The sequence below is a fragment of the Pseudomonas sp. Os17 genome (assembly GCF_001547895.1).
GTDB lineage: Bacteria > Pseudomonadota > Gammaproteobacteria > Pseudomonadales > Pseudomonadaceae > Aquipseudomonas.
The window spans coordinates 2,478,147-2,500,717 of the sequence record NZ_AP014627.1 but is presented as its reverse complement, the minus strand read 5'-3'; the positions used below and the strand labels follow the sequence as shown (position 1 = coordinate 2,500,717).

Annotated in this window: 23 protein-coding genes; 15 read left to right on the top strand and 8 right to left on the bottom strand. The window is 66.1% G+C overall.

What is annotated here, in order from left to right; genetic code table 11:
* Nucleotides 1-1,000: 1,000 nt before the first annotated feature.
* Entirely contained in the window at nt 1,001-1,705 is a 705-nt protein-coding gene (locus POS17_RS11285; RefSeq protein WP_060838616.1) for a glutathione binding-like protein, read from the bottom strand.
* A gap of 226 nt (nt 1,706-1,931) precedes the next feature.
* Here POS17_RS11285 and POS17_RS11280 point away from each other — a divergent pair, with 226 nt between their 5' ends.
* A complete protein-coding gene (locus POS17_RS11280) occupies nt 1,932-2,606 on the top strand; it encodes a hypothetical protein (protein WP_060838615.1) in 675 nt (224 codons plus the stop codon).
* On the opposite strand, the gene POS17_RS11275 is transcribed toward POS17_RS11280, so the two are convergent.
* Genes POS17_RS11275 through POS17_RS11260 form a run of 4 tightly spaced genes read right to left on the bottom strand, consistent with a single transcriptional unit; the run spans nt 2,607 to nt 6,117 of the window.
* Nucleotides 2,607-3,896 carry an NAD(P)/FAD-dependent oxidoreductase gene (locus POS17_RS11275; protein WP_060838614.1) on the bottom strand — a complete coding sequence of 430 codons (1,290 nt, stop codon included), beginning with the start codon at nt 3,894-3,896 and terminating at the stop codon, nt 2,607-2,609. It abuts the gene before it with no gap.
* A complete protein-coding gene (locus POS17_RS11270; protein ID WP_060838613.1) occupies nt 3,893-4,639 on the bottom strand; it encodes an amino acid ABC transporter ATP-binding protein in 747 nt (248 codons plus the stop codon). The genes POS17_RS11275 and POS17_RS11270 overlap by 4 nt, the downstream gene beginning before the upstream one ends.
* Nucleotides 4,636-5,292, bottom strand: a complete 657-nt coding sequence (locus POS17_RS11265; protein ID WP_011060581.1) for an amino acid ABC transporter permease — start codon at nt 5,290-5,292, stop codon at nt 4,636-4,638. Before POS17_RS11265 ends, POS17_RS11270 begins: the two co-directional genes overlap by 4 nt.
* Nucleotides 5,293-5,352: 60 nt before the next feature.
* Nucleotides 5,353-6,117 (bottom strand): ABC transporter substrate-binding protein, encoded by a 765-nt coding sequence (locus POS17_RS11260; protein ID WP_060838612.1) that lies wholly within the window; start codon nt 6,115-6,117, stop codon nt 5,353-5,355.
* Nucleotides 6,118-6,287: 170 nt separating this feature from the next.
* Here POS17_RS11260 and POS17_RS11255 point away from each other — a divergent pair, with 170 nt between their 5' ends.
* The 3 genes from POS17_RS11255 (at nt 6,288) to POS17_RS11245 (ending at nt 9,411) form a co-directional block, all read left to right on the top strand.
* Entirely contained in the window at nt 6,288-7,064 is a 777-nt protein-coding gene (locus POS17_RS11255) for an IclR family transcriptional regulator (RefSeq protein ID WP_060838611.1), read from the top strand.
* Nucleotides 7,065-7,615: 551 nt separating this feature from the next.
* Nucleotides 7,616-8,671: a permease gene (locus tag POS17_RS11250; protein ID WP_060838610.1), complete on the top strand. Its 1,056-nt coding sequence runs from the start codon at nt 7,616-7,618 to the stop codon at nt 8,669-8,671.
* A 398-nt stretch (nt 8,672-9,069) separates the two neighbouring features.
* A complete protein-coding gene (locus POS17_RS11245; protein ID WP_060838609.1) occupies nt 9,070-9,411 on the top strand; it encodes a DUF3077 domain-containing protein in 342 nt (113 codons plus the stop codon).
* 52 nt (nt 9,412-9,463) lie between these two features.
* Here POS17_RS11245 and mnmH read toward each other — a convergent pair whose 3' ends face one another.
* Genes mnmH through POS17_RS11230 form a run of 3 tightly spaced genes read right to left on the bottom strand, consistent with a single transcriptional unit; the run spans nt 9,464 to nt 12,009 of the window.
* On the bottom strand, nt 9,464-10,564 hold the full coding sequence (mnmH, locus tag POS17_RS11240) for a tRNA 2-selenouridine(34) synthase MnmH (protein WP_060838608.1): 1,101 nt from the start codon (nt 10,562-10,564) through the stop codon (nt 9,464-9,466).
* Entirely contained in the window at nt 10,564-11,598 is a 1,035-nt protein-coding gene (selD, locus tag POS17_RS11235) for a selenide, water dikinase SelD (RefSeq protein ID WP_060838607.1), read from the bottom strand. Before selD ends, mnmH begins: the two co-directional genes overlap by 1 nt.
* Nucleotides 11,599-11,643: 45 nt before the next feature.
* On the bottom strand, nt 11,644-12,009 hold the full coding sequence (locus POS17_RS11230) for a nuclear transport factor 2 family protein (RefSeq protein WP_060838606.1): 366 nt from the start codon (nt 12,007-12,009) through the stop codon (nt 11,644-11,646).
* Between the two features lie 214 nt (nt 12,010-12,223).
* Here POS17_RS11230 and POS17_RS11225 point away from each other — a divergent pair, with 214 nt between their 5' ends.
* The 11 genes from POS17_RS11225 (at nt 12,224) to POS17_RS11175 (ending at nt 22,364) form a co-directional block, all read left to right on the top strand.
* Entirely contained in the window at nt 12,224-13,195 is a 972-nt protein-coding gene (locus POS17_RS11225; RefSeq protein WP_060838605.1) for a LysR substrate-binding domain-containing protein, read from the top strand.
* 96 nt (nt 13,196-13,291) lie between these two features.
* Nucleotides 13,292-14,752: a 2-hydroxymuconic semialdehyde dehydrogenase gene (locus tag POS17_RS11220; protein WP_060838604.1), complete on the top strand. Its 1,461-nt coding sequence runs from the start codon at nt 13,292-13,294 to the stop codon at nt 14,750-14,752.
* A gap of 13 nt (nt 14,753-14,765) precedes the next feature.
* Nucleotides 14,766-15,578 (top strand): 2-keto-4-pentenoate hydratase, encoded by an 813-nt coding sequence (locus POS17_RS11215; RefSeq protein ID WP_060838603.1) that lies wholly within the window; start codon nt 14,766-14,768, stop codon nt 15,576-15,578.
* 13 nt (nt 15,579-15,591) lie between these two features.
* On the top strand, nt 15,592-16,530 hold the full coding sequence (locus POS17_RS11210; RefSeq protein WP_060838602.1) for an acetaldehyde dehydrogenase (acetylating): 939 nt from the start codon (nt 15,592-15,594) through the stop codon (nt 16,528-16,530).
* A gap of 12 nt (nt 16,531-16,542) precedes the next feature.
* On the top strand, nt 16,543-17,577 hold the full coding sequence (gene dmpG, locus POS17_RS11205) for a 4-hydroxy-2-oxovalerate aldolase (protein ID WP_060838601.1): 1,035 nt from the start codon (nt 16,543-16,545) through the stop codon (nt 17,575-17,577).
* Nucleotides 17,574-18,365 carry a 2-keto-4-pentenoate hydratase gene (locus POS17_RS11200; protein WP_060838600.1) on the top strand — a complete coding sequence of 264 codons (792 nt, stop codon included), beginning with the start codon at nt 17,574-17,576 and terminating at the stop codon, nt 18,363-18,365. The genes dmpG and POS17_RS11200 overlap by 4 nt, the downstream gene beginning before the upstream one ends.
* On the top strand, nt 18,362-18,796 hold the full coding sequence (locus POS17_RS11195) for a RidA family protein (RefSeq protein ID WP_060838599.1): 435 nt from the start codon (nt 18,362-18,364) through the stop codon (nt 18,794-18,796). Before POS17_RS11200 ends, POS17_RS11195 begins: the two co-directional genes overlap by 4 nt.
* Before the next feature lie 2 nt (nt 18,797-18,798).
* Entirely contained in the window at nt 18,799-19,371 is a 573-nt protein-coding gene (locus tag POS17_RS11190) for a 3-hydroxyanthranilate 3,4-dioxygenase (RefSeq protein ID WP_060838598.1), read from the top strand.
* On the top strand, nt 19,368-20,357 hold the full coding sequence (locus tag POS17_RS11185) for an amidohydrolase family protein (protein WP_060838597.1): 990 nt from the start codon (nt 19,368-19,370) through the stop codon (nt 20,355-20,357). The genes POS17_RS11190 and POS17_RS11185 overlap by 4 nt, the downstream gene beginning before the upstream one ends.
* 102 nt (nt 20,358-20,459) lie before the next feature.
* The gene (locus POS17_RS11180; protein ID WP_060838596.1) at nt 20,460-21,803 is read left to right on the top strand and encodes an MFS transporter; all 1,344 of its coding nucleotides are present in this window, start codon (nt 20,460-20,462) and stop codon (nt 21,801-21,803) included.
* Nucleotides 21,804-21,905: 102 nt separating this feature from the next.
* A complete protein-coding gene (locus POS17_RS11175) occupies nt 21,906-22,364 on the top strand; it encodes a hypothetical protein (RefSeq protein ID WP_129406801.1) in 459 nt (152 codons plus the stop codon).
* The last annotated feature ends 207 nt before the right edge of the window (nt 22,365-22,571 follow it).

Genomic DNA, 22,571 nt, shown 5'->3' with positions numbered 1-22,571 from the left:
GTGGGGGGCTGGGGGTGAAGTGTACATATTCGTTGCTGCGGGTGTGGCGGTTGGTGGTTTCGCTCTTACAGCGGTGGGCTGTGTACATATCCGCTGCTGCGGTCAGGGCTACTTGGGGTTCCGCTCTTACAGCGAGTGGGAGGGGGTACATATCCATTCCTGCGGTCACGGCCACTGGCGGTTTCGCTCTTACAGCGAGTCACTTTGAAAAGCCCAAAGTAACCAAAGGCTCCTGCCCCTCCACTCGGTGCCTCGCCTAGGCTCGGCATGCCCTCACTCCGGCATTGATCCGTGGGCCGCCGCAATGGGCCATCCATGGCCCAGTGCGGCTAACCCGGCATCCCTGCCGGGTTACCCACGGCTCAATGCCTGCGTTCGGCCATCGTGTCTAAGGGGGCAGGAAGATCAAAAGCAAGATCAAAAGCAGAATCTGACGGCGGCCTGTTTCATTGCCGTTCGCGTTAATGTAGCCGCTGCCGAAGGCTGCGACCGGCTCCGCAGGAGACGCTAAACCTGCCTCCCCGATATTCCTGACCTATCGCGCCGCCTGGTTTTGCGAGCGCGAGCGCTCGTTCGCAGCCTGCGGCAGCGGCTACAGGGAACCAGCATGCGCACCTTGGCGTTGGCTTTTGATCTTGATCTTGATCTTCCGGCCCCTTCCCAGCAGGCCGAGCGTAGGCGTTGCGTAGGGGGCAGCTCGGCATGGATGCCGAGCTAGCCGCCGCCCGGCCATGAATGGCCGGTTGGCGGCGGGCCCCCGGAGCAATGCCGGAGCTCGGGCACCCCGAGCCCCAGCGAGGGGCCGTATGGAGGGGCAAGACTTTTTGCTTACTTTTGTGTCGTTTGACAAAAGTGAGTCGCCGTAAGGGCGAAACCCTAAGTGGCCGTGACCGCAGCACCGGATATGTACCCCGTCCCACTCGCTACAAGAGCAAACCCCTAAGTAGCCACACCCGCAACACCGAAGATGCCCCCCTTCGCGCCCCCCTAAAAAAACACCTCAAACCACCTTGGGAATCTCCAACCCACGAATCACCGCCGGCCGCGCCACAAACTTGGCCAGCACCCGCTGCACATCGGGGAAACTGTCGATCCCCACCAACCCACCCGCCTCATAAAACCCGATCAAATTGCGAATCCACGGAAAGGTCGCAATATCGGCAATGGTGTAGCGCTCGCCCATGATCCACTCGCGCCCCTTCAGGTGCTTGTCCAACACCCCCAGCAATCGCTTGGCCTCATTCACGTAACGCTCCAGCGGCCGCTTGTCCTCGTAGTCCTTGCCGGCGAATTTGTGGAAGAACCCCACCTGCCCGAACATCGGCCCGATGCCGCCCATCTGGAACATCAGCCACTGGATGGTTTCAAAACGCGCCGCCGATTCCTGGGCCAGCAGTTGCCCGCTCTTGTCCGCCAGGTAGATCAGGATCGCCCCCGACTCGAACAGCGCCAGGGGCCGGTCGCCCGGGCCGTGGGGGTCGAGAATCGCCGGGATCTTGTTGTTCGGGCTGACGCTGAGGAACTCAGGGGTCATCTGGTCCTGGGTCTCGAAGCTGACCCGGTGCGCTTCGTACGGCAGGCCGATCTCTTCGAGCATGATCGAGACCTTGACCCCGTTGGGGGTCGGCAACGAGTACAGCTGAATCCACTCGGGGAATTGCGCAGGCCATTTCTGGGTAACGGCAAAGGCGGAAAGATCGCTCATGACAGGCTTCCAGTCTCAATCAAAGGGGGCGACGCCACAGAGGGGCAACGGCGGGAGATTATCCGCCGGGCTTTCTTAAATCGGCAACATGCGGCGCTTAAGCTGCGGGCAATCGAACCAAATGCCGTTCAGGGACTCAGAAACCACGGCCGCGACAGGCCACGTTCGATGACAGGGAACACCGGTTTGTCAGCCGCGCCCCATTGCCCCGAAGAATCGCCACGCCATGAAACTGCTCCGCCGCCTTGCCCGCTCCTTCAAGCACCGCCGCTACCTGCCGCTGCCCGCCCTGTTGCTGGGCAGTGCCCTGTGCCTGTCGCTGGAGTCCAGCGTCAGCCGCGCGCAACCGGTGGACGGCACCCAGACCCTGGTGTTCCTGCGCCATGCGGAAAAGCCCGCCGGCGGCCTCGGCCAGCTCAACTGCCAGGGCCTGAACCGGGCCCTGGACCTGGCCACGTTGCTGCCGGAAAAATTCGGCAAGGCGCAGTACGTGTTCGCCGCCGACCCGACGCGCAATGTCGAGGAAGGCGAGCTGGACAACTCCTACAGCTACATCCGCCCCCTGATGACCATCAGCCCCAGCGCCATCAAGCTCGGCCTGCCGGTGAACATCGATTTTGCCGCCAACGACACCAGCGACCTGGCGGACGAGCTGCTGCACGACCGCTACCACAACGCGATCATCTACACCGCCTGGTCCCACGGTTACCTGCCGGAGCTGATCAACAAGGTCGCCGAAGAGGCCGTGGGCCAGAAGCGCCCGATCACCGAGGACTGGGCCTCCAGCGACTTCGACTCGCTGTACGTGCTGACCCTGACCTGGCGCAACGGCAAGGCCAGCCTGCACAGCCAGAGCTACAAGCAGGGCCTGGACGGCGGCGAGCAGGATTGCCCGAGCTGATCAGCCCAGGGCGTCGAGCAACCGGTACCAGGCAATCCCCGCCCCCAGGTAGAGGCGTTGCAGGCCATGCAGCGGAATCGGCCGCACGGGCGTGAGCGGAAACGGAAAGGCCTGCCCCGCTCCCGTCAGCCGCGCCGCCAGGTGCTTGCCCAGCAGGGTCGACAAGGCAATGCCGCGCCCGTTATAGCCCAGCAGGATCGACAGCCCCGGCGCCGGTTCGTGCAACTGCGGCAGAAAGCTCGGGGTCAGGGCCACGCGCCCGCTCCAGCGGTACTCGATGGGGGTGCCCGCCAACTGGGGAAACAGGTTCAGCAACGAGCGCTCCAGATGGTTCCAATCGGCATCCCGGCGCGGTTCGGAAAACGGTCCGCGCCCGCCCAGCAGCAGGCGCCCCTGGGCGTCCTGCTTGAAATACAGCAGCAGGCGCCGGGCATCGGAACACACCTCGCCGCCCGGCAGGATGCTCTGGCGCAGCTCGGCGGGCAGTGGCCGGGTGGCGATGATGAAACTGTTGGCGGCGATCACCGTCTGGCGCAGCCCCGGCCACAGGTCGTCGGTGTAGCCATTGGTGGCCAGCAGCACCTTCGGGGCGCGCACCCGCGCGCCACAGTCGGTTTCCAGGGTCCAGCGCCCGCCGTCGCGCTGCAGTTGCCGGACCCGGCTCTGGCCGTGAATGCTCACCCCCAGCCCCATCGCCACCCGGGCCAGCCCCCGGGCATAGTTCAGCGGGTGCAGGCTGCCGGCCCGAGGGTCGACCCAGCCACCCAGGTATTGCGGGCTGCCGATGCGCTGGCTCACCGCCGCCTTGTCCAGCAACTCCACGGCCACGCCGCGCTGGCGCCACTGCTCGGCGCGCTGCTCCAGGGTGCGCATCGCCGCGCCGGAAAACGCCGGCTGAATCCAGCCCTTGCGCGTGGCGTCGCAGCGAATGCGGTGTTCCTTGATCAGCTCGAACACTTCATCGGCCGCCGAGCCCACGGCTTCGATCAGCGCCTCTCCCCGCACCTGGCCGAATTTGGCCAGCAGTTGCTCGGGGTCGAACTTGAGCCCGGGGATCACCTGCCCGCCATTGCGCCCGGAGGCGCCCCAGCCGGGCTCGCCGGCATCCAGTACACAGACACGGGCACCGCTCTGGGCCAGGCGCAGGGCACTCACCAGCCCGGTGTAGCCGGCGCCGACAATCGCCACATCGACCTCCCGGTCCTCGGTCAGCGCCGGGGTGTGCTCGGCCGGCATGGCCGTGGCCGCCCACAGCGAGGGCGGCATGCGCAGAGGCTGGGACGCACTCATGCCTGCACCTCCGCACCCTGGTTGAGCAGGCGCCGCAGGAAGTCCTGGGTGCGCGGGTGGCTCGGGGTGCTGAGCACGGTGCGCGCCGGCCCGGCCTCGACGATGCGCCCGCTGTGAAGGAAGCACACCTGGTCCGCCACGTCCTGGGCAAAACCCATTTCATGGGTGACCACGATCATGGTCATGCCTTCGTCGGCCAGCTTGCGCATCACCGCCAGCACCTCGCCCACCAGTTCCGGGTCCAGCGCTGAAGTGGGCTCGTCGAAGAGAATCGCCTCCGGGTCCATGGCCAGTGCCCGGGCAATCGCCACCCGTTGCTGCTGTCCGCCGGAGAGCTCGTCCGGGTAGGCGTGCATGCGATGGGCCAGGCCGACCTTTTCCAGCAGGGCCTCGGCCCGCAGGCGTGCTTGCCGGGGGTCCTGCTTCTTGACGTAGATCGGCCCCTCGGTGACGTTCTGCAACGCCGTGCGATGGGGGAACAGGTTGAAGCGCTGGAACACCATGGCCACCCGGGTACGCAGCTCGTGGATGCTCTTGGCCTGCCGCTCGACCCGCGCCCCGCTCACCAGGATGTCGCCCTGCTCGTAGCTTTCCAGGCCGTTGATACAGCGCAGCAGGGTCGACTTGCCGGACCCCGAGGGGCCGATCAGGCACACCACCTCGCCGCTGCGCACCTCAAGGTCGATGCCTTCGAGCACCGCCACGTTGCCAAAGCTCTTGTGTACGCCCTTGATCTGGATCATGGCTTTCTCCGGGTGCTGATGCGCGCCTCCAGGCGGCGCAGGGCAAAGGACAGCGGCAGGCTCAGGGCCAGGTAGAGCAAGGCCACCAGGGTGTAGACGGTCATGTTCTCGAAGGTCGAGGACGCAATCAGTTGCCCGGCCCGGGTCATCTCGGCCACGGTGATGGTGGACACCAGGGACGAATCCTTGAGCATCATCACCAGGGTGTTGCCGTAGGGCGGCAAGGCGATGCGCAGGGCCTGGGGCAGCACCACCCGACGCATGATCATCGGCCCGCGCATGCCGATGGATTCGGCGGCCTCGATCTGCCCCTGGTGAATGGCCTGGATGCCGGCGCGGAAGTTTTCCGCCTGGTACGCCGAGTAGGCGATGCCCAGGCCGATCACCCCGGCCTGCATGGCGGTGAGCTGGATGCCGAAATCCGGCAGTACGAAGTAGATGTAAAACAGCTGGACGATGATCGGCAGCCCGCGAATGACGTTGACCACGCCGATGGCGAACAACGCCACCGAGCGCACCTTGGACACCATCATCAAGGCGAAGACCAGGCCGATCAGCGAACTGAGCACGAATGAGCCAACGGTGACCTGCAGGGTGACCACTGCGCCTTTCAATAGAATGGGCAGGAAGTCCAGAGCGTTCTGGAGAAACATGGAGAGACCCGTTTAATCAGCAAGAAAGGGACCCGGGCCAGGTGCCGGGCCGCGACTGGATCAGTTGAGCTTCCAGCGCTCGATGATGCGCTCCAGGGTGCCGTCGGCCTTGATCGCGGCGATCCCGCGATTGACCTCGGCCAGGGTCTGGGCATCGCCCTTGCGCACGATCAGGCACACATCGCCCATGACCACCGGCTGGTAGCCCTTGACCAGCCGCACCTTGTTCTGGGTGCCCTGGGCCAGTTGGTAGGCGAGGATCGGCCGGTCGGCGAAACCGGCCTTGATCCGCCCCAGGGCCAGGTCGCGCATCAGGTCGGGAATCGAGTCGTAGCCGCGTACTTCCTTGAAGATCCCGCGCTTGTTCAGCTCGTCGATAAACACCGTGCCGACCTGGGCGCCGACGGTTTCCCCGGCCAGGTCCTCCATGCGGCGGTAGTCGCCGGTGTCGTCGGCCTTGACGATCAGGCCCTCGCCGTAGCTGAACACCGGGTCGGAGTACTGCACCACTTTCTCGCGCACCGGGGTGCGCAGCATGGCGGCGGAGATGATGTCGATCTTGTTCGAGGTCAGGGACGGGATCAGTGCGGCGAAGGTGGTCTGCTGGATGTCCACGGCGAAACCGCCAGCCTTGCCCACGGCCCGGGCGGCATCGATCATCATGCCCTCGATGCTCTGGCTCTTGACGTCAAGAAAGGTGAAGGGAATGCCGGTGGCGGTGGCCCCGACCTTGTACAGCGGCTCGGCCTGGACCGACAGCGAGAGGCCCAGGGCACAACAGAGTGCGAATACAGCGGGCGCAAGGACACGAGTGCGGGTATGCATGGCGAATCTCCCATTGGACGGTTTTATTGTTTGAAGTCCGTGATGGATAGCCTCTGGTGTGGAAGGCAGGAGGCATGGACCCGACTATAAACAATTTACAAAAATCGTAAAGAGATTTATAAATATCGAATACCGATATTCAAAACATGAAATAGCCAGACAGGACTGTCATGAGCGATAACAACAATTCCCTATTCAACCAGTCGCTGGAGAAAGGCCTGGCAGTGCTGCGGGCCTTCAACGCCGCGCAACGAACCATGAACCTGGCGGAAATCGCCGCGGCCGCCGACATCAACAAGAGCTCGGCGCAGCGCATGATTCACACCCTGGAACAGCTGGGCTACGTGCGTAAGCACCCGCAGACCAAACGCTTCCAGCTGACTCCGCGGGTGATGGAGATCGGCTACAACTACCTGGCTGCCGACACCCTGGTGGACGTGGCCAACCCGTTCCTCGCCGAACTGGCGCAGATCACCGGAGAAACCACCAACCTCACCGAGCCCGATGGCCTGGACATGGTCTATGTGGCGCGCTTCGTGGCGCCCAAGTTCATCCCCATCCACATGCCCATCGGCAGCCGCATCCCCATGTACTGCACCGGCTCCGGGCGCGCCTACCTCAGCGCCCTGCCCGCCGCCGAGGCCACACAGATCCTCGAAGCCAGCGAGCGCAAGGCTCATACCCGGCACACCCTGACCGAGCTTGCGGATATCCAGCGCGAGATCGAGCTCACCCAGCGCCGCGGCTACGCCCTGAACCCGGAGGAACTGTTCCTGGGGGACATGAGCATTGCCGCACCGATCCTCGGCAGCCAGGGCCTGCCGGTGGCCGCCGTGCACGTGGTGGTGCCCAGCAGCCGCTGGACCCTGGAAGAAGCCGAACGCAAGCTCGCGCCTTCAGTGATCGAATGCGCCCGGGCCATCCGCACCTCGATTCGCACCCTCTGAAAATCGCTCCCCTGTGGCCGCTGCCGCAGGCTGCGAATGGCCCGTAGGGACGCGGCGCTCTCAAGACCGACAGAGCTCCGACGGGAGATCGCCAAGCAAGGCCCTGCGGGCCTTCGCGCAGCCTCGCTGACGCTCGGCAGCGGCTACAGTCCAATGCCGATCCGAGAGTGTTGTAGCCGCTGCCGCAGGCTGCGAACGGCCCGTAGGGACGCGGCGTTCTCAAGACCGACAGAGCTCCGACGGGAGATCGCCAAGCAAGGCCCTGCGGGCCTTTGCGCAGCCTCGCTGACGCTCGGCAGCGGCTACAGTCCAATGCCGATCCGAGAGTGGTGTAGCCGCTGCCGCAGGCTGCGAACGGCCCGTAGGGACGCGGCGTTCTCAAGACCGACAGAGCTCCGACGGGAGATCGCCAAGCAAGGCCCTGCGGGCCTTCGCGCAGCCTCGCTGACGCTCGGCAGCGGCTACAGCCCAATGCCGGGCGAGATCGGTTCGCGGCGCACCGGCGCCAGCGGCTACAATTCGCGCTTATTGTCTTGTGCGGAATTCCCTTCATGTCCAACCTCGCCCCCACCCAGCCCACCCGCGGCTGGGCGTTCTGGTGCAAACCCCTGCTGTTCCTGCTGGTGGCCGCCATCGGCCTGTATTACGTGAAGTGGTCGCCCTACTACCTCAAGGCCTTTGTCGCCGCCGACAGCCACAGCATCGGCGCGTCGATCCTCAACGATCAGCAAAGCTCGCCCTGGAGCGCCGCCCTGGCCTATTCCCAGGTGTACTTCCTGGCCATCTGGAAAGCCGCGGCGCTGGCGGTGATCTTGGGCTCGCTGTTGCAGGTGCTGATTCCCCGGGACTGGCTGCTGCGCCTGTTCGGCCGCGCCGGCTTCGGCTCGACCCTGCGCGGCGGGCTGTTCGCCTTGCCGGGCATGATGTGTTCCTGCTGCGCCGCCCCGGTAGCCGCTGGCCTGCGGCGGCAGAAGGTTTCGGTGGGCGCGGCCCTGGCGTTCTGGATCGCCAACCCGGTGCTCAACCCGGCGACCCTGGTGTTCATGGGCTTTGTTTTAGGCTGGGGGTTCTCCGCCCTGCGCCTGGTGGCGGGCATCGTCCTGGTGCTGGGCGTGTCGCTGGTGGCGCAGCGGGTCGCCGGCCCCGAGCAACTGCCGGAAGCCGCGGTGGATGCGGTGGTGGAAGCCAGCACGGTGAACGAGCAGCCGTTCCTCAGCCGCTGGGGCAAGACCCTGTGGCAACTGTTCTGGAGCACCATTCCGATCTATGTGCTGGCAGTACTGGTGTTGGGCGCGGCGCGGGTCTGGCTGTTCCCGCACATTGACGGTGCCATGAGCGACAGCCTGTGGTGGCTGGTGCCCCTGGCGATTGCCGGGACCCTGTTCGTGATCCCTACGGCGGCAGAGATTCCCATCGTCCAGACCATGATGACCCTGGGCCTGGGCACCGGGCCGGCGGTGGCGCTGTTAATGACTCTGCCGAGCATCAGCCTGCCGTCGCTGCTGATGCTGCGCAAAGACTTCGATGCCAGGGTGCTGGTGACCGTGGCCGTGCTGACCATGCTGGTGGGGATTGTCTGCGGATTGATTGGTGCGGTGTTGTTGTAGAGCCCTGGTTATCGTCTTGAAACACATTGATCAGGGAATGCCGCTCCAGAAACCAGAGTTTTCGCTTTGTTTTGTAAGGCTTGTCCGAGAGAATCGCCAACGCCTTTGAGCGGCTTGTGCCCTGGGTGTTCGTCAGGCAGTCTCCCCCGGTCGCTGCACCATCAGCGGCTCGGATGTGGAAGTCCGGAAGGGTCATAGGTACAACGCTTCAACGCGCCTGCCGACGCTTTGCGCCTGCGGATACGTGTTATGGCGGCCATGCGTGGGGCACCTTCGGGTGCGCCGGGTTTTGGGTACCAAAAGACTCCCCGGTCTTCCACACCCACGCACGGCTGCCACCCTCTCGTGTGGAAGCGAGACCGGCGGCTCTACTTAACCTTAGAGTCGTAGGTACCCCAATGAAAAAGCTCGTCCCCGATCCACCCCGCCCCCTGCGCGATCCCGAGCTGGATCGCGCCAACGCCAACCTGCTCGCCGCGCTGAAACCTACCCAGGCACGCCCGTTCGGCCTGCGCGATGCCCAGGGCAATGCCCTGTTCAGCGTGCAAGCCGGGGTCAACGCCGAACAGGCCTTGAGGCACGTCGCCCTGCTGCTCAAGTGCGCCGAGGAGGTGTCCGATGAAATCACCGAGCGCGCCAGCGGCATCGAGCGTGGCCTGATCTGGTCCATGGTGCATTCCGTGGAAATGGCCCGGGCCGTGGTCGAGGCCTTGCTCGACCGTCCACGCCCTGCCGGCTGAGGCCCGCGCACACCGCGCGCTCAGGTGCTGTGAGCGCGCGGATCATTGAGCGCTAGCGCGAGGGCGACTGGCGCTGGCGCAGGTAATCGAGCACCGCGCCGTGCTCGCCGCTGAACTCGATCCGCGCGCCCTTGCTCTCGCGTTGGTAGGCGTACATCGGATCGTAGTACTCGCCGAGCAAGCCTTCGATCCAGGCCCGGTGCCGTTCCACATCGCCGCTGCGGGCCTGTTCCGCCAGCGCCGCTTCCATCAGCAGGAACAGGCGCTGGTGACGCTCGCCCCCCAGGCGCTTGTGGATCTTGTTCAGGCTCTCCAGCAGGCGTTCGGCAAACAGGGCAAACCCTTCCTCGCCATGCACGGCCACGAACTCGGCGCTGAGGTTGACCACGTAATCGTCAAGGATGCGCTGTACCCGGCTGTCGAGGCGGTCTTCCAGCCAGACCATGGGCAGGCCCTGCATGCTCTGGTACAGCGGCAGCGGCAAGGCGCAGCTGCCGATCATGCGGTTTTCGTCTTCCAGGACAAAGCTCTGCACGCCGCGCTCACGCTTTTTCAGCAGGTCCACCGCCAGGCGGTTTTCGAAGTCGATGTTGCTCGGCTGCCCGGTGGCGCGGCGGCCGAAGCTGGAGCCGCGGTGGTTGGCGTGGCCTTCCAGGTCCAGGGCGTTGTCCAGCTGGCCCAGCACTTCGGTCTTGCCGGTGCCGGTCATGCCCCCCAACAGGACGAAATCACACTGCTGCAACGCCTGCTCGGTAGTGTCCAAAAGGAAGGTCCGCATGGCCTTGTAGCCGCCGCCGACCCGCGGGTAGTCGATGCCCGCTTCCCTGAGCCACTGCTGGACGATCTGCGAGCGCAGGCCGCCACGGAAGCAGTACAGCAGGCCGTTGGGGTGAGCCCGGGCGAAATCGGCCCAGGCCTGGACGCGCTGTTGCTTGATATCGCCGGACACCAGCTGATGACCCAGGACAATCGCCGCCTGCTGGCCCTGCTGCTTGTAGCAGGTGCCGACCCGCTGGCGTTCCTGGTCGGTCATCAGCGGCAGGTTGAGCACCCCGGGAAAGGCGCCCTTGGTGAATTCGATCGGCGCCCGGGTGTCCATCATCGGCCGGTCGTTGAGGAAGATCTCGCGGTAGTCGGTGCAGTCCAGAGGCATCAGAACACCTCGACCGCGTGGCTCTGTCGCTCCACCAGTTCACCGATGGGCGCCAGTTCCAGGCCCAGCTCCGCCGCCAGGGCGAGGAACTCGGCATTGCCTTCAGGCGTCACCGCCACCAGCAGGCCGCCGCTGGTCTGCGGGTCGCAGAGCACGCGCTTGTGCAGCTCCTGGACCCGGCCAATCTTCTCGGCGTAGCTGCTGTAGTTGCGCAAGGTGCCGCCGGGCACGCAGCCCTGATCCAGGTAGTACTCAACCCCTGGCAGGCGTGGCACGCGGTCGTAATGGATCTGTGCGGTGAGGCCGCTGCCATCGGCCATTTCCACCAGGTGCCCGAGCAGGCCGAAACCGGTGACGTCGGTCATCGCGGTCACCCCTTCGAGCTTGCCGAAACGGCTGCCGGGCTTGTTCAGGGTGCACATCCAGTCGCGGGCCAGGCCGATGTCGGCGTCGCGCAACTTGCCCTTTTTCTCGGCGGTGGTGAGCACGCCGATCCCCAGGGGCTTGGTCAGGTACAGCAGGCAGCCGGCGGTGGCGGTGTCGTTGCGTTTCATGAAGCGCTTTTCCACCAGCCCGGTCACCGCCAGGCCGAAGATCGGCTCCGGTGCGTCGATGGAATGGCCGCCCGCCAGGGGAATGCCCGCCGCGTCGCACACGGCGCGGCCGCCGCGGATCACTTCCCGGGCGATTTCCGGGGCCAGCACGTTCACCGGCCAGCCAAGAATGGCGATGGCCATCAGCGGGTCGCCGCCCATGGCGTAGATATCGCTGATGGCGTTGGTGGCGGCGATGCGGCCGAAGTCGAAGGGGTCGTCGACGATGGGCATGAAAAAGTCGGTGGTGGAGACCACGCCGCGCTCTTCGTCGATGGCGTAGACCGCCGCGTCATCGCGCGAAGCGTTGCCGACCCACAGCTTGGGGTCGAGGTTCTGCGCCCCGCTGCCGGCCAGGATCACCTCCAGTACCTGGGGGGAAATCTTGCAGCCGCAGCCGGCTCCGTGGCTGTACTGGGTCAGGCGAATCGGCTCGCTCATGGGGCACCTCGTCAAGTTCGGGACGCAGGATTCTAGCAGAGGGGGTCAGGCCCCGGGCCGGGGCGTGCCCTGGTGGAACAGCATCTGCCAGCGCCCTTCGCGGCAGCGCCACAGCGAACTGCGCCAGGCGCTGCCGGCCGCGCGCCCGCCGGCTGCGGCGTTATGGCACAGGTAGGTGACCTGGGCCAGGTCGGCCGCCAGAGGCTGCAACGAGAACTCGCTGATGCTGCGCTCGATGAAGTCCTGCTGGGGCAGGCTTTGCAGCACCTGGGCCTTGTTCCAGCGTCCGCCGCTGGCGCCGAACTCGAGAAAGTCGTCGGCCAGCAAGGCGTCCAGCAACTGGCGATCGGCACGCACTTCGGCTTGTTGCAACTGGCGTTCGAGCATCAACAGGTGGTCGGACAATTCCATGGTCACTCCCGAGGCGGCGGATCAGTGGCGCACTCTAGCATCCGCGCCCAGCCCCTCAAGGCAGGACACCTGCGGTAGCGCATGAACCAAGCAAATGGGCCGGGCTTTGGTTAGGCTTGCAGCGCCCTGCCCGGGGCACGCTTGTCCTCACCCCAACAAAAGCGCCACCCCGCCCCTCAGCCGAGGCCCGGGCAAGACGCTGAAGGAGTCCGCCATGAAATTCACCACCCAGTCCATCGCCCGCAAGCTCAAGTTCCACCAGTTGGTGGTGTTCGAGCAGGTGCTGCAAAGCGGCTCGCTGGTGCGCGCCTCCCAGGCGCTGAACCTGACTCAGCCGGCGGTGACCAAGATCATTCACGAGCTGGAGTCCTACTTCGAGGCGCCGTTGCTGGTGCGCAGCAACCGCGGGGTGACCGCCACCGAGCTGGGCCAGGTGGTGGTGCAACGGGCCAAGTCGCTGCTGGCAGAACTGCGCGCCCTGACCGATGAGGTCAACGCCTTCCAGGAAGGCACCTCGGGGCAGGTGGTGGTCGGCACCCTGATCTCGGCCTCGACCTCGCTGCTGCCCCGGGCCATCCAGTTGCTCAAGCAGCGCGCGCCGGGGGTGCTGGTGTCATTGCGGGTCGGGCAGATGGACCAGCTGTTTCCAGCGCTGGCGGTGGGCGATGTGGATCTGGTGGTGGGCCGGGTGCCGGACGACTGGCACCGGCGCAGCGAGTCGCTGGAAGTCGACGTGCTGTATCGCGAGGACCTGAGCATCGTCGCCGGCGTCCATCACCCGCTGCACCAGCAGACGCCGGTCAGCCTGGCACATCTGCACGCCTACCCCTGGGTGCTGCCGACCCGCGACTCGCTGCTGCGGCGCACCGCCGACCGGCTGTTCGCCGACAACGGTCTATCGACGCCGGACAATGTTGCCGAGTCGCTGTCGATCCTCACCAACATCACCCTGATGCAGGATCAGCGCACCGTGGCCCTGATGCCCTACGAGGCCTCGTTGCAGTTCATCCAGGCCGGCATGCTCCAGGCGTTCGATCTGGGGACGCCGCTGCAGTTCGGCGACATCGGTTGCTTCTACGCCGCCCAGCGCCATCTGGGTCCGGCGGCCCGGCTGTTTCGCGAATGCCTGGACCTGGCCCGGGCAGAGACCGCCAACGGGGAAGCGCCGATCCAGGCCTTGTCCTGATATTCCAATTGTTAATAGTTAGCGGCCGATCTTTGATTATTCACTAATACCAGGCCTTCCTACACTCGCCCCGAAACCCATGTTTCGGAGGTTCAAGTGTCCACAGTCCTGCTGCGTCATTTCATCGACGGCGAGTTCGTCGCCAGCCCCGCGACCTTTGCCAATGTCTCCCCCGTCGACGGCCGTGTGCTGAGCCAGGTCTGCGAGGCCGACCGGCCCCTGGTGGACCGCGCCGTGGCGGCGGCCAAGGCGGCGCAGTCCGGCCCCTGGGCCGATTACAGTGCCAGCCAGCGCGCCGACCTGCTGCTGCGGATTGCCGAAGGTATCGAGGCCCGTTTCGAGGCGTTCGTCGCCGCCGAAGTCGCCGACACCGGGCGCCCGGTGCAGCAGGCACGGACCCTGGACGTGGCCCGCGCGGTGCAGAATTTCCGCACCTTCGCCGAGTTGCTGCGCCAGTCCGGCGGCGAAATCTTCGAGATGCGCGGCGCCGACGGCAATGACGTGTTCAGCTACAGCGTGCGCAAGCCCCACGGCGTGGTGGCAATCATCTCGCCGTGGAACCTGCCATTGCTGCTGCTCACCTGGAAAGTCGCCCCGGCCCTGGCCTGTGGCAACTCGGTGGTGGTCAAGCCCTCCGAAGACACCCCCTCCAGCGCCACCCTGCTGGCCGAAGTGATGCGCGACGCTGGGGTGCCGGCCGGCGTGTTCAATCTGCTGCACGGCTTCGGGCCGAACTCGGCCGGGGAATTCCTCACCGCCCATCGCGAGGTCGACGCCATCACCTTCACCGGCGAATCCCGTACCGGCGCCACCATCATGAAAGCCGCCGCCGAAGGTGTGCGCGAGGTGTCCTTCGAGCTGGGCGGCAAGAACGCCGCGGTGGTGTTCGCCGACTGCGATTTCGACGCCGCGGTGGCCGGGGTGCTGCGCTCCAGCTTCACCAACTCGGGCCAGGTGTGCCTGTGCTCGGAGCGGGTCTACGTCGAGCGGCCGATCTACCAGCGCTTCGTCGCCGCCCTCAAGGCCGGCGCCGAACAGTTGAAGATCGGCTACCCCGATGAAGACGGGGTGAACATGGGCTCGCTGATTTCCCACAAGCACCGGGACAAGGTCCTGGGCTACTTCCAACTGGCCCTGGAGGAAGGCGCGACCCTGGTCAGCGGCGGCGGCATTCCGCAGTTCGGCGATGCCCGGGACCAGGGCGCCTACGTCCAGCCGACGATCTGGACCGACCTGCCGGAGCACGCCCGCTGCCTGCGCGAAGAGGTGTTCGGCCCGGTCTGCCACATCGCCCCGTTCGACACCGAGGACGAAGTGCTGCGCCGGGTCAACGACAGCGCCTATGGCCTGGCCACGGCCTTGTGGACCCGCGATCTGAAGCGCGCCCATCAGCTGTCGCGGCGCTTCCGTGTGGGCATGGTCTGGGTCAACACCTGGTTCCTGCGCGACCTGCGCACGCCGTTCGGCGGCACAAGGCTTTCGGGCGTGGGGCGCGAAGGCGGCCGCCATTCCCTGGATTTCTACTCCGAGATCACCACCATCTGCGTCAACCCTTGAGGGGCACCCCGACATGCATGCAGACCTGATTGAAGCGGCGCACCAGCTGCGCCAGGCCCAGCTCAACGGCCAGCCCTGCGCCCCGGTGCGCGAGCTGATCGCCCAGGCCCGGGCCGCACAACCCCACAGTTCACTGGCCGACCTGGCCTACCAGGTGCAGCGCTACAACAACCTGGCCGCCATGGATGCCGGACGCCGCCCGGTGGGCCACAAGATCGGCCTGACCTCCCACGCCGTGCAACGGCAGTTGGGGGTGGAGCAGCCGGACTTCGGCCAGCTGTTCGCCGACATGGCCCGCGGCGACGACCAGCCCATCGCCTGGAGCGACACCTGCCAGCCCAAGGTCGAGGCCGAGATCGCCCTGGTGCTGGAACGCGACCTGCCCCACGAGCGGCACACCCTGGCCGACCTGATCCGCGCCACGGCCTTCGCCCTGCCGGCCATCGAGATTGTCGGCAGCCGCATCGCCCAGTGGGACATCCAGCTGAGCGACACCATCGCCGACAACGCCTCCAGCGGGCTGTTCGTGCTCGGCAGCCGGCCGGTGCCATTGCAACAGCTGGACCTGGTGCGCTGCGGCATGAGCCTGACCCGTGGTGGCGAGCCGGTGTCGGTGGGCGCCGGCGCCGCCTGCCTGGGCAACCCGCTGAACGCCGCCCTGTGGCTGGCCGACACCCTGGCCCGCCTGGGCACGCCGCTGCGGGCCGGCGACATCCTCCTCACCGGCGCCCTCGGGCCCATGGTCGCGGTGCAACCGGGAGATCGCTTCAGCGCACACATCCAGGGCCTGGGCAGCGTCAGCGCCAGTTTCGCCAGAACCCAATGAACCGGAGCCACTCATGAACCCAACCCTCAAGGCCGCGATCATCGGCTCGGGCAATATCGGCACCGACCTGATGCTGAAAATCCTCCGCCAGGGGCAGCACCTGAGCCTCAGCGCCATGGTCGGCATCGACCCGGCCTCCGACGGCCTGGAGCGGGCCCGGCGCCTGGGCGTGGCCACCACCCACGAAGGCGTCGAAGGCCTGCTGCGCATGCCCGAGTTCGCCGCCATCGACATCGTTTTCGACGCCACCTCGGCCAGCGCCCACCGGCACCATGAGGCGCTGCTGCGCCAGGCCAAGCCGGGCATCCGCCTGATCGACCTGACCCCGGCGGCCATCGGCCCCTACTGCATTCCGGTGGTCAACCTGGAGCAACACCTGAACAGCCTCAACCTGAACATGGTCACCTGCGGCGGCCAGGCGACCATTCCCATGGTGGCCGCGGTGTCGCGGGTGGCCCAGGTGCACTACGCCGAGATCGTCGCCTCGATTGCCAGCAAGTCCGCCGGCCCCGGCACCCGGGCCAATATCGACGAGTTCACCGAAACCACCCGCCACGCCATCGAAACCCTCGGCGGCGCCACCCGGGGCAAGGCGATCATCGTCATGAACCCGGCCGAACCGCCGCTGATCATGCGCGACACGGTGCTGATGCTGTCGGCCGCCGCCGATCAGCGGGAGGTCGCCGCCTCCATCGGCGAGATGGCCGCGGCGGTGCAGGCCTATGTGCCCGGTTACCGGCTCAAGCAGCAGGTGCAGTTCGAGCCGATTCCGGCCTCGGCGCCGCTGCTGATCCCGGGCCTGGGGCGTTTTTGCGGGCTCAAGACCTCGGTGTTCCTGGAGGTCGAAGGCGCCGCCCATTACCTGCCCCCCTACGCCGGCAACCTCGACATCATGACCTGCGCCGCGCTGGCCACCGCCGAGCGCATGGCCCAGTCGCTGCTCAACCGCTGAAGGAGCTTCGCCATGACCTCCACCTCCGGCAACAAGCTCTACATTTCCGACGTGACCCTGCGTGACGGCATGCACGCCATCCGCCACCAGTACAGCCTGGATCAGGTCCAGGCCATCGCCCGGGCCCTGGACGCGGCCCGGGTCGACAGCATTGAAGTGGCCCACGGCGACGGCCTGCAGGGCTCCAGCTTCAACTACGGCTTCGGCGCCCACACCGACCTGGAATGGATCGAAGCCGCGGCCGATGTGCTCGAACACGCGCGCATCGCCACCCTGCTGCTGCCCGGCATCGGCACCGTGCATGACCTCAAGGCCGCCTACCGGGCCGGCGCCCGAGTGGTGCGGGTGGCCACCCATTGCACCGAGGCCGATGTCTCGCGCCAGCACATCGAATGCGCCCGGGAGCTGGGCATGGACACCGTGGGTTTTCTGATGATGAGCCACATGACCAGCCCGGAAAATCTCGCCGTCCAGGCGCAGAAGATGGAAAGCTACGGCGCCACCTGCATCTACGTGGTGGACTCCGGCGGCGCGATGAACATGCAGGACATCCGCCTGCGCTTCAGGGCGCTGAAGGCCGTGCTCAAGCCAGACACCGCCACCGGCATGCACGCCCACCACAACCTCGGCCTGGGGGTGGCCAACTCCCTGGTGGCGGTGGAAGAAGGCTGCCAGCGCATCGACGCCAGCCTCGCCGGCATGGGCGCCGGGGCCGGCAATGCGCCGCTGGAAGTGTTCATCGCCGCCGCCGACAAGCTGGGCTGGAACCACGGCACCGACCTCTATCGCCTGATGGACGCCGCCGACGACCTGGTGCGCCCGCTGCAAGACCGGCCGGTGCGGGTCGACCGCGAAACCCTGGCCCTGGGCTACGCCGGGGTCTACTCCAGCTTCCTGCGCCACGCCGAACTGGCTGCTCACAAGTACGGCCTGAAAACCGTCGACATCCTGGTCGAGCTCGGCCGCCGGCGCATGGTCGGTGGCCAGGAAGACATGATCGTCGACGTCGCCCTCGACCTGCTCGCTGCCCGGGAGTCCCGCCCATGAACCTCGATCTTGCCCCCATTGCCAGCGCCCTGGATCAGGCCGCGCGCAACGCTCGCGCCCTGCCCCAGTTCAGCCGGCACACGCCCTTCAACCTGGAGCAGGCCTACCAGATCCAGCGCGCTTCCATGGCCCACCGCTACGCCGATGGCGAACGCATGATCGGCCTCAAGCTGGGCTTCACCAGCCGCGCCAAGATGCTGCAGATGGGCGTCGACAGCCTGATCTGGGGCTGGCTCACCGACGCCATGCTGGAAGAGGACGGCGGCCTGCTGAACCTGGATCGCTACATCCACCCCCGGGCCGAACCGGAGCTGTGCTTTCTCACCCGGCGCGCCATCGACCGGCCACTGACCCAGCTCGAAGCCGTGGACTACCTGGAGGCCGTGGCCCCGGCCATCGAGATCATCGACTCGCGCTACGAGGCGTTCAAATTCAGCCTCGAAGACGTGGTGGCGGACAACTGTTCCTCGGCCGGGCTGGTGGTTGGCCCCTGGTCCCGGGATTTTGCCACCCTGGCCAACGCCGGGGTGCTGATGCGCCTGGACGGTGCCCTGGTGGAGGCCGGTTCGACTGCGGCGATCCTCGGCCATCCGCTGCGCAGCCTGGTGCACGCCTCGCACCTGCTGGCCCGGGCCGAGATCAGCCTGCCCGCCGGCAGCCTGATCATGGCCGGCGCCGCCACCGCCGCCGTAGCCCTGACACCCGGCGCGCAGCTGTCGGTGGAGATCAATGGCTACGGCGAATGCGCCTTCACCTGCACCCGCCAGGCACAGGGAGAAGGCTCATGACCGTCAATCGCGCCACCCTGGTGCCGGGCAAGGCCAAGCCCCGGGGCCGCTTCCCCCACATCAAGCGTGCCGGCGACCTGCTGTTCATCTCCGGCACCAGCTCGCGGCGTCCGGACAACAGCTTCGACGGCGTCGAAGTGGACGAACTGGGCACCACCTGCCTGGACATTCGCGCCCAGACCCGGGCAGTGATCGAGAACATCCGCGATATCCTCGCCAGCGAAAACGCCGGGCTGCAGGACCTGGTGGACATCAGCGCCTTCCTGGTGGATATGAACGATTTCGGCCCCTACAACCAGGTCTACGCCGAGTACTTCGACGAACAGGGGCCGACCCGCACCACCGTGGCCGTGCATCAGTTGCCACACCCGCACCTGCGCATCGAAATCAAGGCCGTGGCCTACGCCCCGCTCAATCGCCGAGAACAATAACAATGGACAAGCACCACTACAGCGCGCCGCTGAACTTCAACCGTTGGCTGGATGAACACGCCCATCTGCTGCAACCGCCGGTGGGCAACCGTCAGGTGTGGCAGGACGCCGACTTCATGGTCACCGTGGTCGGCGGCCCCAACCAGCGCACCGACTTTCACGACGACCCCATGGAAGAGTTCTTCTATCAGTTCAAGGGCAATGCCTACCTGAACATCTGGGACCGCGGCCGCTACGAACGCATCGACCTGCGCGAGGGCGACATCTACCTGATGGCGCCCCACGTCATCCATTCCCCGCAACGCCCAGAGCCCGGCAGCCTGTGCCTGGTGGTGGAGCGCCAGCGGCCCGTGGGCCTGCTGGACGCCCTACAATGGTCCTGCGCCCGCTGCGGCACGCTGATCCAGCGCTATGAAATGCAGCTGCAGAGCATCGTCAACGACCTGCCGCCGGTCTACGAAGAGTTCTACGCCACCAGCCAGGAGCAGCGGCGTTGCAGCGGCTGCGGCGAAATCCATCCGGGCCGCGACTGGCAGACCTGGCACCACACCCTCAAGGCGGCGACCCCCTTATGAAAATCGACATGCATTCGCACTTCTTCCCCGACATCAGCCAGGCCGAGGCCGCACGCCTAGACCCGGTGCGCGCGCCCTGGCTGCACAAGGACGGCGCCCGGGGCCAGATCATGGTCGGCGACAAAGCCTTTCGTCCGGTGCACGACGTGCTCTGGGACCCGGCGCGACGTGTCGAGCACCTGGACGAGCAAGGCCTGGACCTGCAGATCATGTGCGCCACGCCGGTGATGTTCGCCTACGACGCGCCCATCGAACGGGCCCTGCCCTGGGCCCAGTTGATGAACGATCGGGCCATGGCCATGACCGCCGGCCACGAACGCCGGCTCAAGGTCCTGGCCCAAGTGCCACTGCAGGACCTGGACGCCGCCTGCGCCGAAGCCAGCCGGGCCCAGGCCATCGGCCACGTCGGCGTGCAGATCGGCAACCACGTGGGCAATCACGACCTGGACCACGATCATCTGGTGACCTTTCTCGATCACTGCGCCCGTAACCAGATCCCGGTGCTGGTGCACCCCTGGGACATGATGGGCGGCGAGCGCATGCGCAAGTGGATGCTGCCGTGGCTGGTGGCGATGCCGGCGGAAACCCAGCTGGGGATTCTGTCGCTGATCCTCTCCGGGGCGTTCGAGCGGCTGCCCGAATCCCTGCGCATCTGCTTCGCCCACGGCGGTGGCGGCTTTGCCTTTCTCCTGGGCCGGGTGGACAACGCCTGGCGTCACCGCGACATCGTCCGCGAAGACTGCCCGCAGTTGCCGTCCAGCTACGTCAAGCGCTTCTTTGTCGACTCGGCGGTGTTCGACCCCGGCGCCCTGAAACTGCTGGTGGAAGTGATGGGCAGTGAACGGGTGATGCTGGGTTCGGACTCGCCCTTCCCCCTCGGCGAACAGCGTATCGGCAGCGGCATCGTCGACCACCCGACCCTGGCCGAAGCCGACAAGACACGCCTGCTCGGCAGCAACGCCCAGGCCTTTTTCAACCTGTACTGAGTGCCCGCACTCGGCCCCCCATCCCCCTCGCTGCACCCGTCACCGTGGTCATCCGGCGGGCACCCCATGCCCGCCTCGAACAAAACCTATAAGGAGCCACCCATGTACGAGCGAACGCAACACCTGAGCGAGCTCATCGACCGCAGTCCATTGTCACCCCTGCAAATGCGGGTGCTATTGCTGTGCTTCCTGATCGTGCTGCTGGACGGTTTCGACACGGCCGCCATCGGCTACATCGCCCCGGAGCTGATCCAGCACTGGAACATCGAGCGGGCACAACTGGCCCCGGCCTTTGGCGCCGGGTTGTTCGGCATGCTCCTGGGCAGCTTCTGCTTCGGTCCCCTGGCCGATCGCCACGGACGCAAGGCCGTGCTGCTGACCTGCGTGGCGATCTTCGGCCTGGGCACCCTGGCTTCGGCCCTCTCGCCCAACATCGAAGTGCTGAGCCTGCTGCGCTTTGTCACCGGCATCGGCCTGGGCGGCGTGCTGCCCAACTGCATCACCCTCAGCTCGGAATACTCCCCGGCGCGGCGGCGCATGCTGCTGGTGACCCTGAGCTATTCCGGCTTCACCCTGGGCCTGGCTCTGGGGGGCGCGGTGGCCGGCGAACTGCTGCCCCGGGTAGGCTGGCAGGGCCTGCTGCTGATCGGCGGCCTGGCGCCCCTGCTGCTGTTGCCGGTGCTGTACCTGGCGCTGCCGGAATCGGTGTGCTTCATGGCCAACAGCCCGCGCCACACTGCCACCTTGCGCCGCATCATCACCCGCATCAGCGGCCAATCCGACTGGGAACGGGTACGACTGGTGGGCGATAGCGGCGAGACCGGCGCACGCTCGCCGCTTTCAGCGTTGTTCAGCCCCGGCCAACTGGCCCGCACCCTGCTGCTGTGGCTGACGTTCTTCTGCTGCCTGTTCGTGTTCTACCTGCTGACCAACTGGCTGCCCACGGTGCTGCGGGCCAGCGGCTACGACACCGGCGGCGCGGCACGGATCAGCGCCATGATCCCCTTTGGCGGCGTACTCGGCGGCATCGCCATGGCCCTGCTGATGGACCGCATCGGCGCCCTGCGCATCCTGCCCTGGCTGTGCCTGATCGCCGCCTGCGCCCTGGCCCTCACCGGCAGCCAACTGCACAGCGCCGCCGGCACCCTGGCGATCGTGTTCCTGGCCGGCTTCAGCCTCACCGGCGCCCTGAACAACCTCAGCGTGGTCGCCGCCACCCTCTACCCCACCGCCTCCCGGGCCACCGGCGTGGCCTGGGCCCTGGCGGCCGGCCGCGCCGGCTCCATCGTCGGCTCGCTGCTTGGTGGCTGGCTGTTCAACCACGCTGGGGGCCTGGAAAATTTCTTTATGTGGATTGCCATCCCGGTGCTGCTGGCCGCGCTGGCGCTGGGGCTGATGAGCCGCGCTCGGCACACAGCGAACACTGAGGCTGATGCAGCGGCTTGAATGAACAGTGCTCGCGTTTTTTTTGCCCAGCCACGCGCTGATGTGGATATCCACGGCTAGCGCTCGGCACAGAAATCGCGATACTGCGCGGCGGCACGCCAGTTGGACACTGGCGTGCCGTCCAATCAAATACTGACTGACAAGGCCTGGACCATGAGCAGCCAAAAAACCACCGTGGGCGACATCGTGCTGATCCCCATTGCCGAAGGCTTCAGGCCGGCCAAGGTGCTGTACGTCTCGCAACGCTATAAAGACACGATCCTGCTGGGCCTCTATGCAACCTGCGTCAGTGCCCAGCAACTGCCCGAGCCGCTTGCCGACACCTTTGCCCTGCTGCTCTATACCTCCAAGGCACCTGTGCAAAAGCAGCGCTGGCCCCGTGTAGGCCACGAAGCCCTGCGAGAAAGCCAGACCCGACTCGACCTGCGGGTGGTCGCCGGAGAGCTTTGGCAAGGTGATGAACATTTGGGTGTGGCCTCGGCAGAACAGTGCAAAACCCTGCCTGAGATGCTGATCATGGGGGCTGGCCTGGTAGAGAAAAAAGCCGCGGCAATCCGCTAGGTTTTGTACAAAAAGCCTTGATACTCGGTGATGCTGCGTTGAAAACGCTCTCGCGCGAGTCCGATCGGAGTGCTCATTTACACCCCGTAAACTGCGCTTCTTCGAGCGTTTTCGCCTTGCCTGAGCTTCGTCTCAAATCCTTTCGTACAGAGCCAGGGCACAAGCGGTGGCAACCACCGCCGGAAAGACCAAGGCGTTGCCCCTTGC

Bases quoted from the DNA above. Each gene is read 5' to 3' on its own strand.
- POS17_RS11285 (WP_060838616.1), bottom strand. From the start codon at position 1,705: ATGAGCGATCTTTCCGCCTTTGCCGTTACCCAGAAATGGCCTGCGCAA.
- POS17_RS11280 (WP_060838615.1), top strand. From the start codon at position 1,932: ATGAAACTGCTCCGCCGCCTTGCCCGCTCCTTCAAGCACCGCCGCTAC.
- POS17_RS11275 (WP_060838614.1), bottom strand. From the start codon at position 3,896: ATGAGTGCGTCCCAGCCTCTGCGCATGCCGCCCTCGCTGTGGGCGGCC.
- POS17_RS11270 (WP_060838613.1), bottom strand. From the start codon at position 4,639: ATGATCCAGATCAAGGGCGTACACAAGAGCTTTGGCAACGTGGCGGTG.
- POS17_RS11265 (WP_011060581.1), bottom strand. From the start codon at position 5,292: ATGTTTCTCCAGAACGCTCTGGACTTCCTGCCCATTCTATTGAAAGGC.
- POS17_RS11260 (WP_060838612.1), bottom strand. From the start codon at position 6,117: ATGCATACCCGCACTCGTGTCCTTGCGCCCGCTGTATTCGCACTCTGT.
- POS17_RS11255 (WP_060838611.1), top strand. From the start codon at position 6,288: ATGAGCGATAACAACAATTCCCTATTCAACCAGTCGCTGGAGAAAGGC.
- POS17_RS11250 (WP_060838610.1), top strand. From the start codon at position 7,616: ATGTCCAACCTCGCCCCCACCCAGCCCACCCGCGGCTGGGCGTTCTGG.
- POS17_RS11245 (WP_060838609.1), top strand. From the start codon at position 9,070: ATGAAAAAGCTCGTCCCCGATCCACCCCGCCCCCTGCGCGATCCCGAG.
- mnmH (WP_060838608.1), bottom strand. From the start codon at position 10,564: ATGCCTCTGGACTGCACCGACTACCGCGAGATCTTCCTCAACGACCGG.
- selD (WP_060838607.1), bottom strand. From the start codon at position 11,598: ATGAGCGAGCCGATTCGCCTGACCCAGTACAGCCACGGAGCCGGCTGC.
- POS17_RS11230 (WP_060838606.1), bottom strand. From the start codon at position 12,009: ATGGAATTGTCCGACCACCTGTTGATGCTCGAACGCCAGTTGCAACAA.
- POS17_RS11225 (WP_060838605.1), top strand. From the start codon at position 12,224: ATGAAATTCACCACCCAGTCCATCGCCCGCAAGCTCAAGTTCCACCAG.
- POS17_RS11215 (WP_060838603.1), top strand. From the start codon at position 14,766: ATGCATGCAGACCTGATTGAAGCGGCGCACCAGCTGCGCCAGGCCCAG.
- POS17_RS11210 (WP_060838602.1), top strand. From the start codon at position 15,592: ATGAACCCAACCCTCAAGGCCGCGATCATCGGCTCGGGCAATATCGGC.
- dmpG (WP_060838601.1), top strand. From the start codon at position 16,543: ATGACCTCCACCTCCGGCAACAAGCTCTACATTTCCGACGTGACCCTG.
- POS17_RS11200 (WP_060838600.1), top strand. From the start codon at position 17,574: ATGAACCTCGATCTTGCCCCCATTGCCAGCGCCCTGGATCAGGCCGCG.
- POS17_RS11195 (WP_060838599.1), top strand. From the start codon at position 18,362: ATGACCGTCAATCGCGCCACCCTGGTGCCGGGCAAGGCCAAGCCCCGG.
- POS17_RS11190 (WP_060838598.1), top strand. From the start codon at position 18,799: ATGGACAAGCACCACTACAGCGCGCCGCTGAACTTCAACCGTTGGCTG.
- POS17_RS11185 (WP_060838597.1), top strand. From the start codon at position 19,368: ATGAAAATCGACATGCATTCGCACTTCTTCCCCGACATCAGCCAGGCC.
- POS17_RS11180 (WP_060838596.1), top strand. From the start codon at position 20,460: ATGTACGAGCGAACGCAACACCTGAGCGAGCTCATCGACCGCAGTCCA.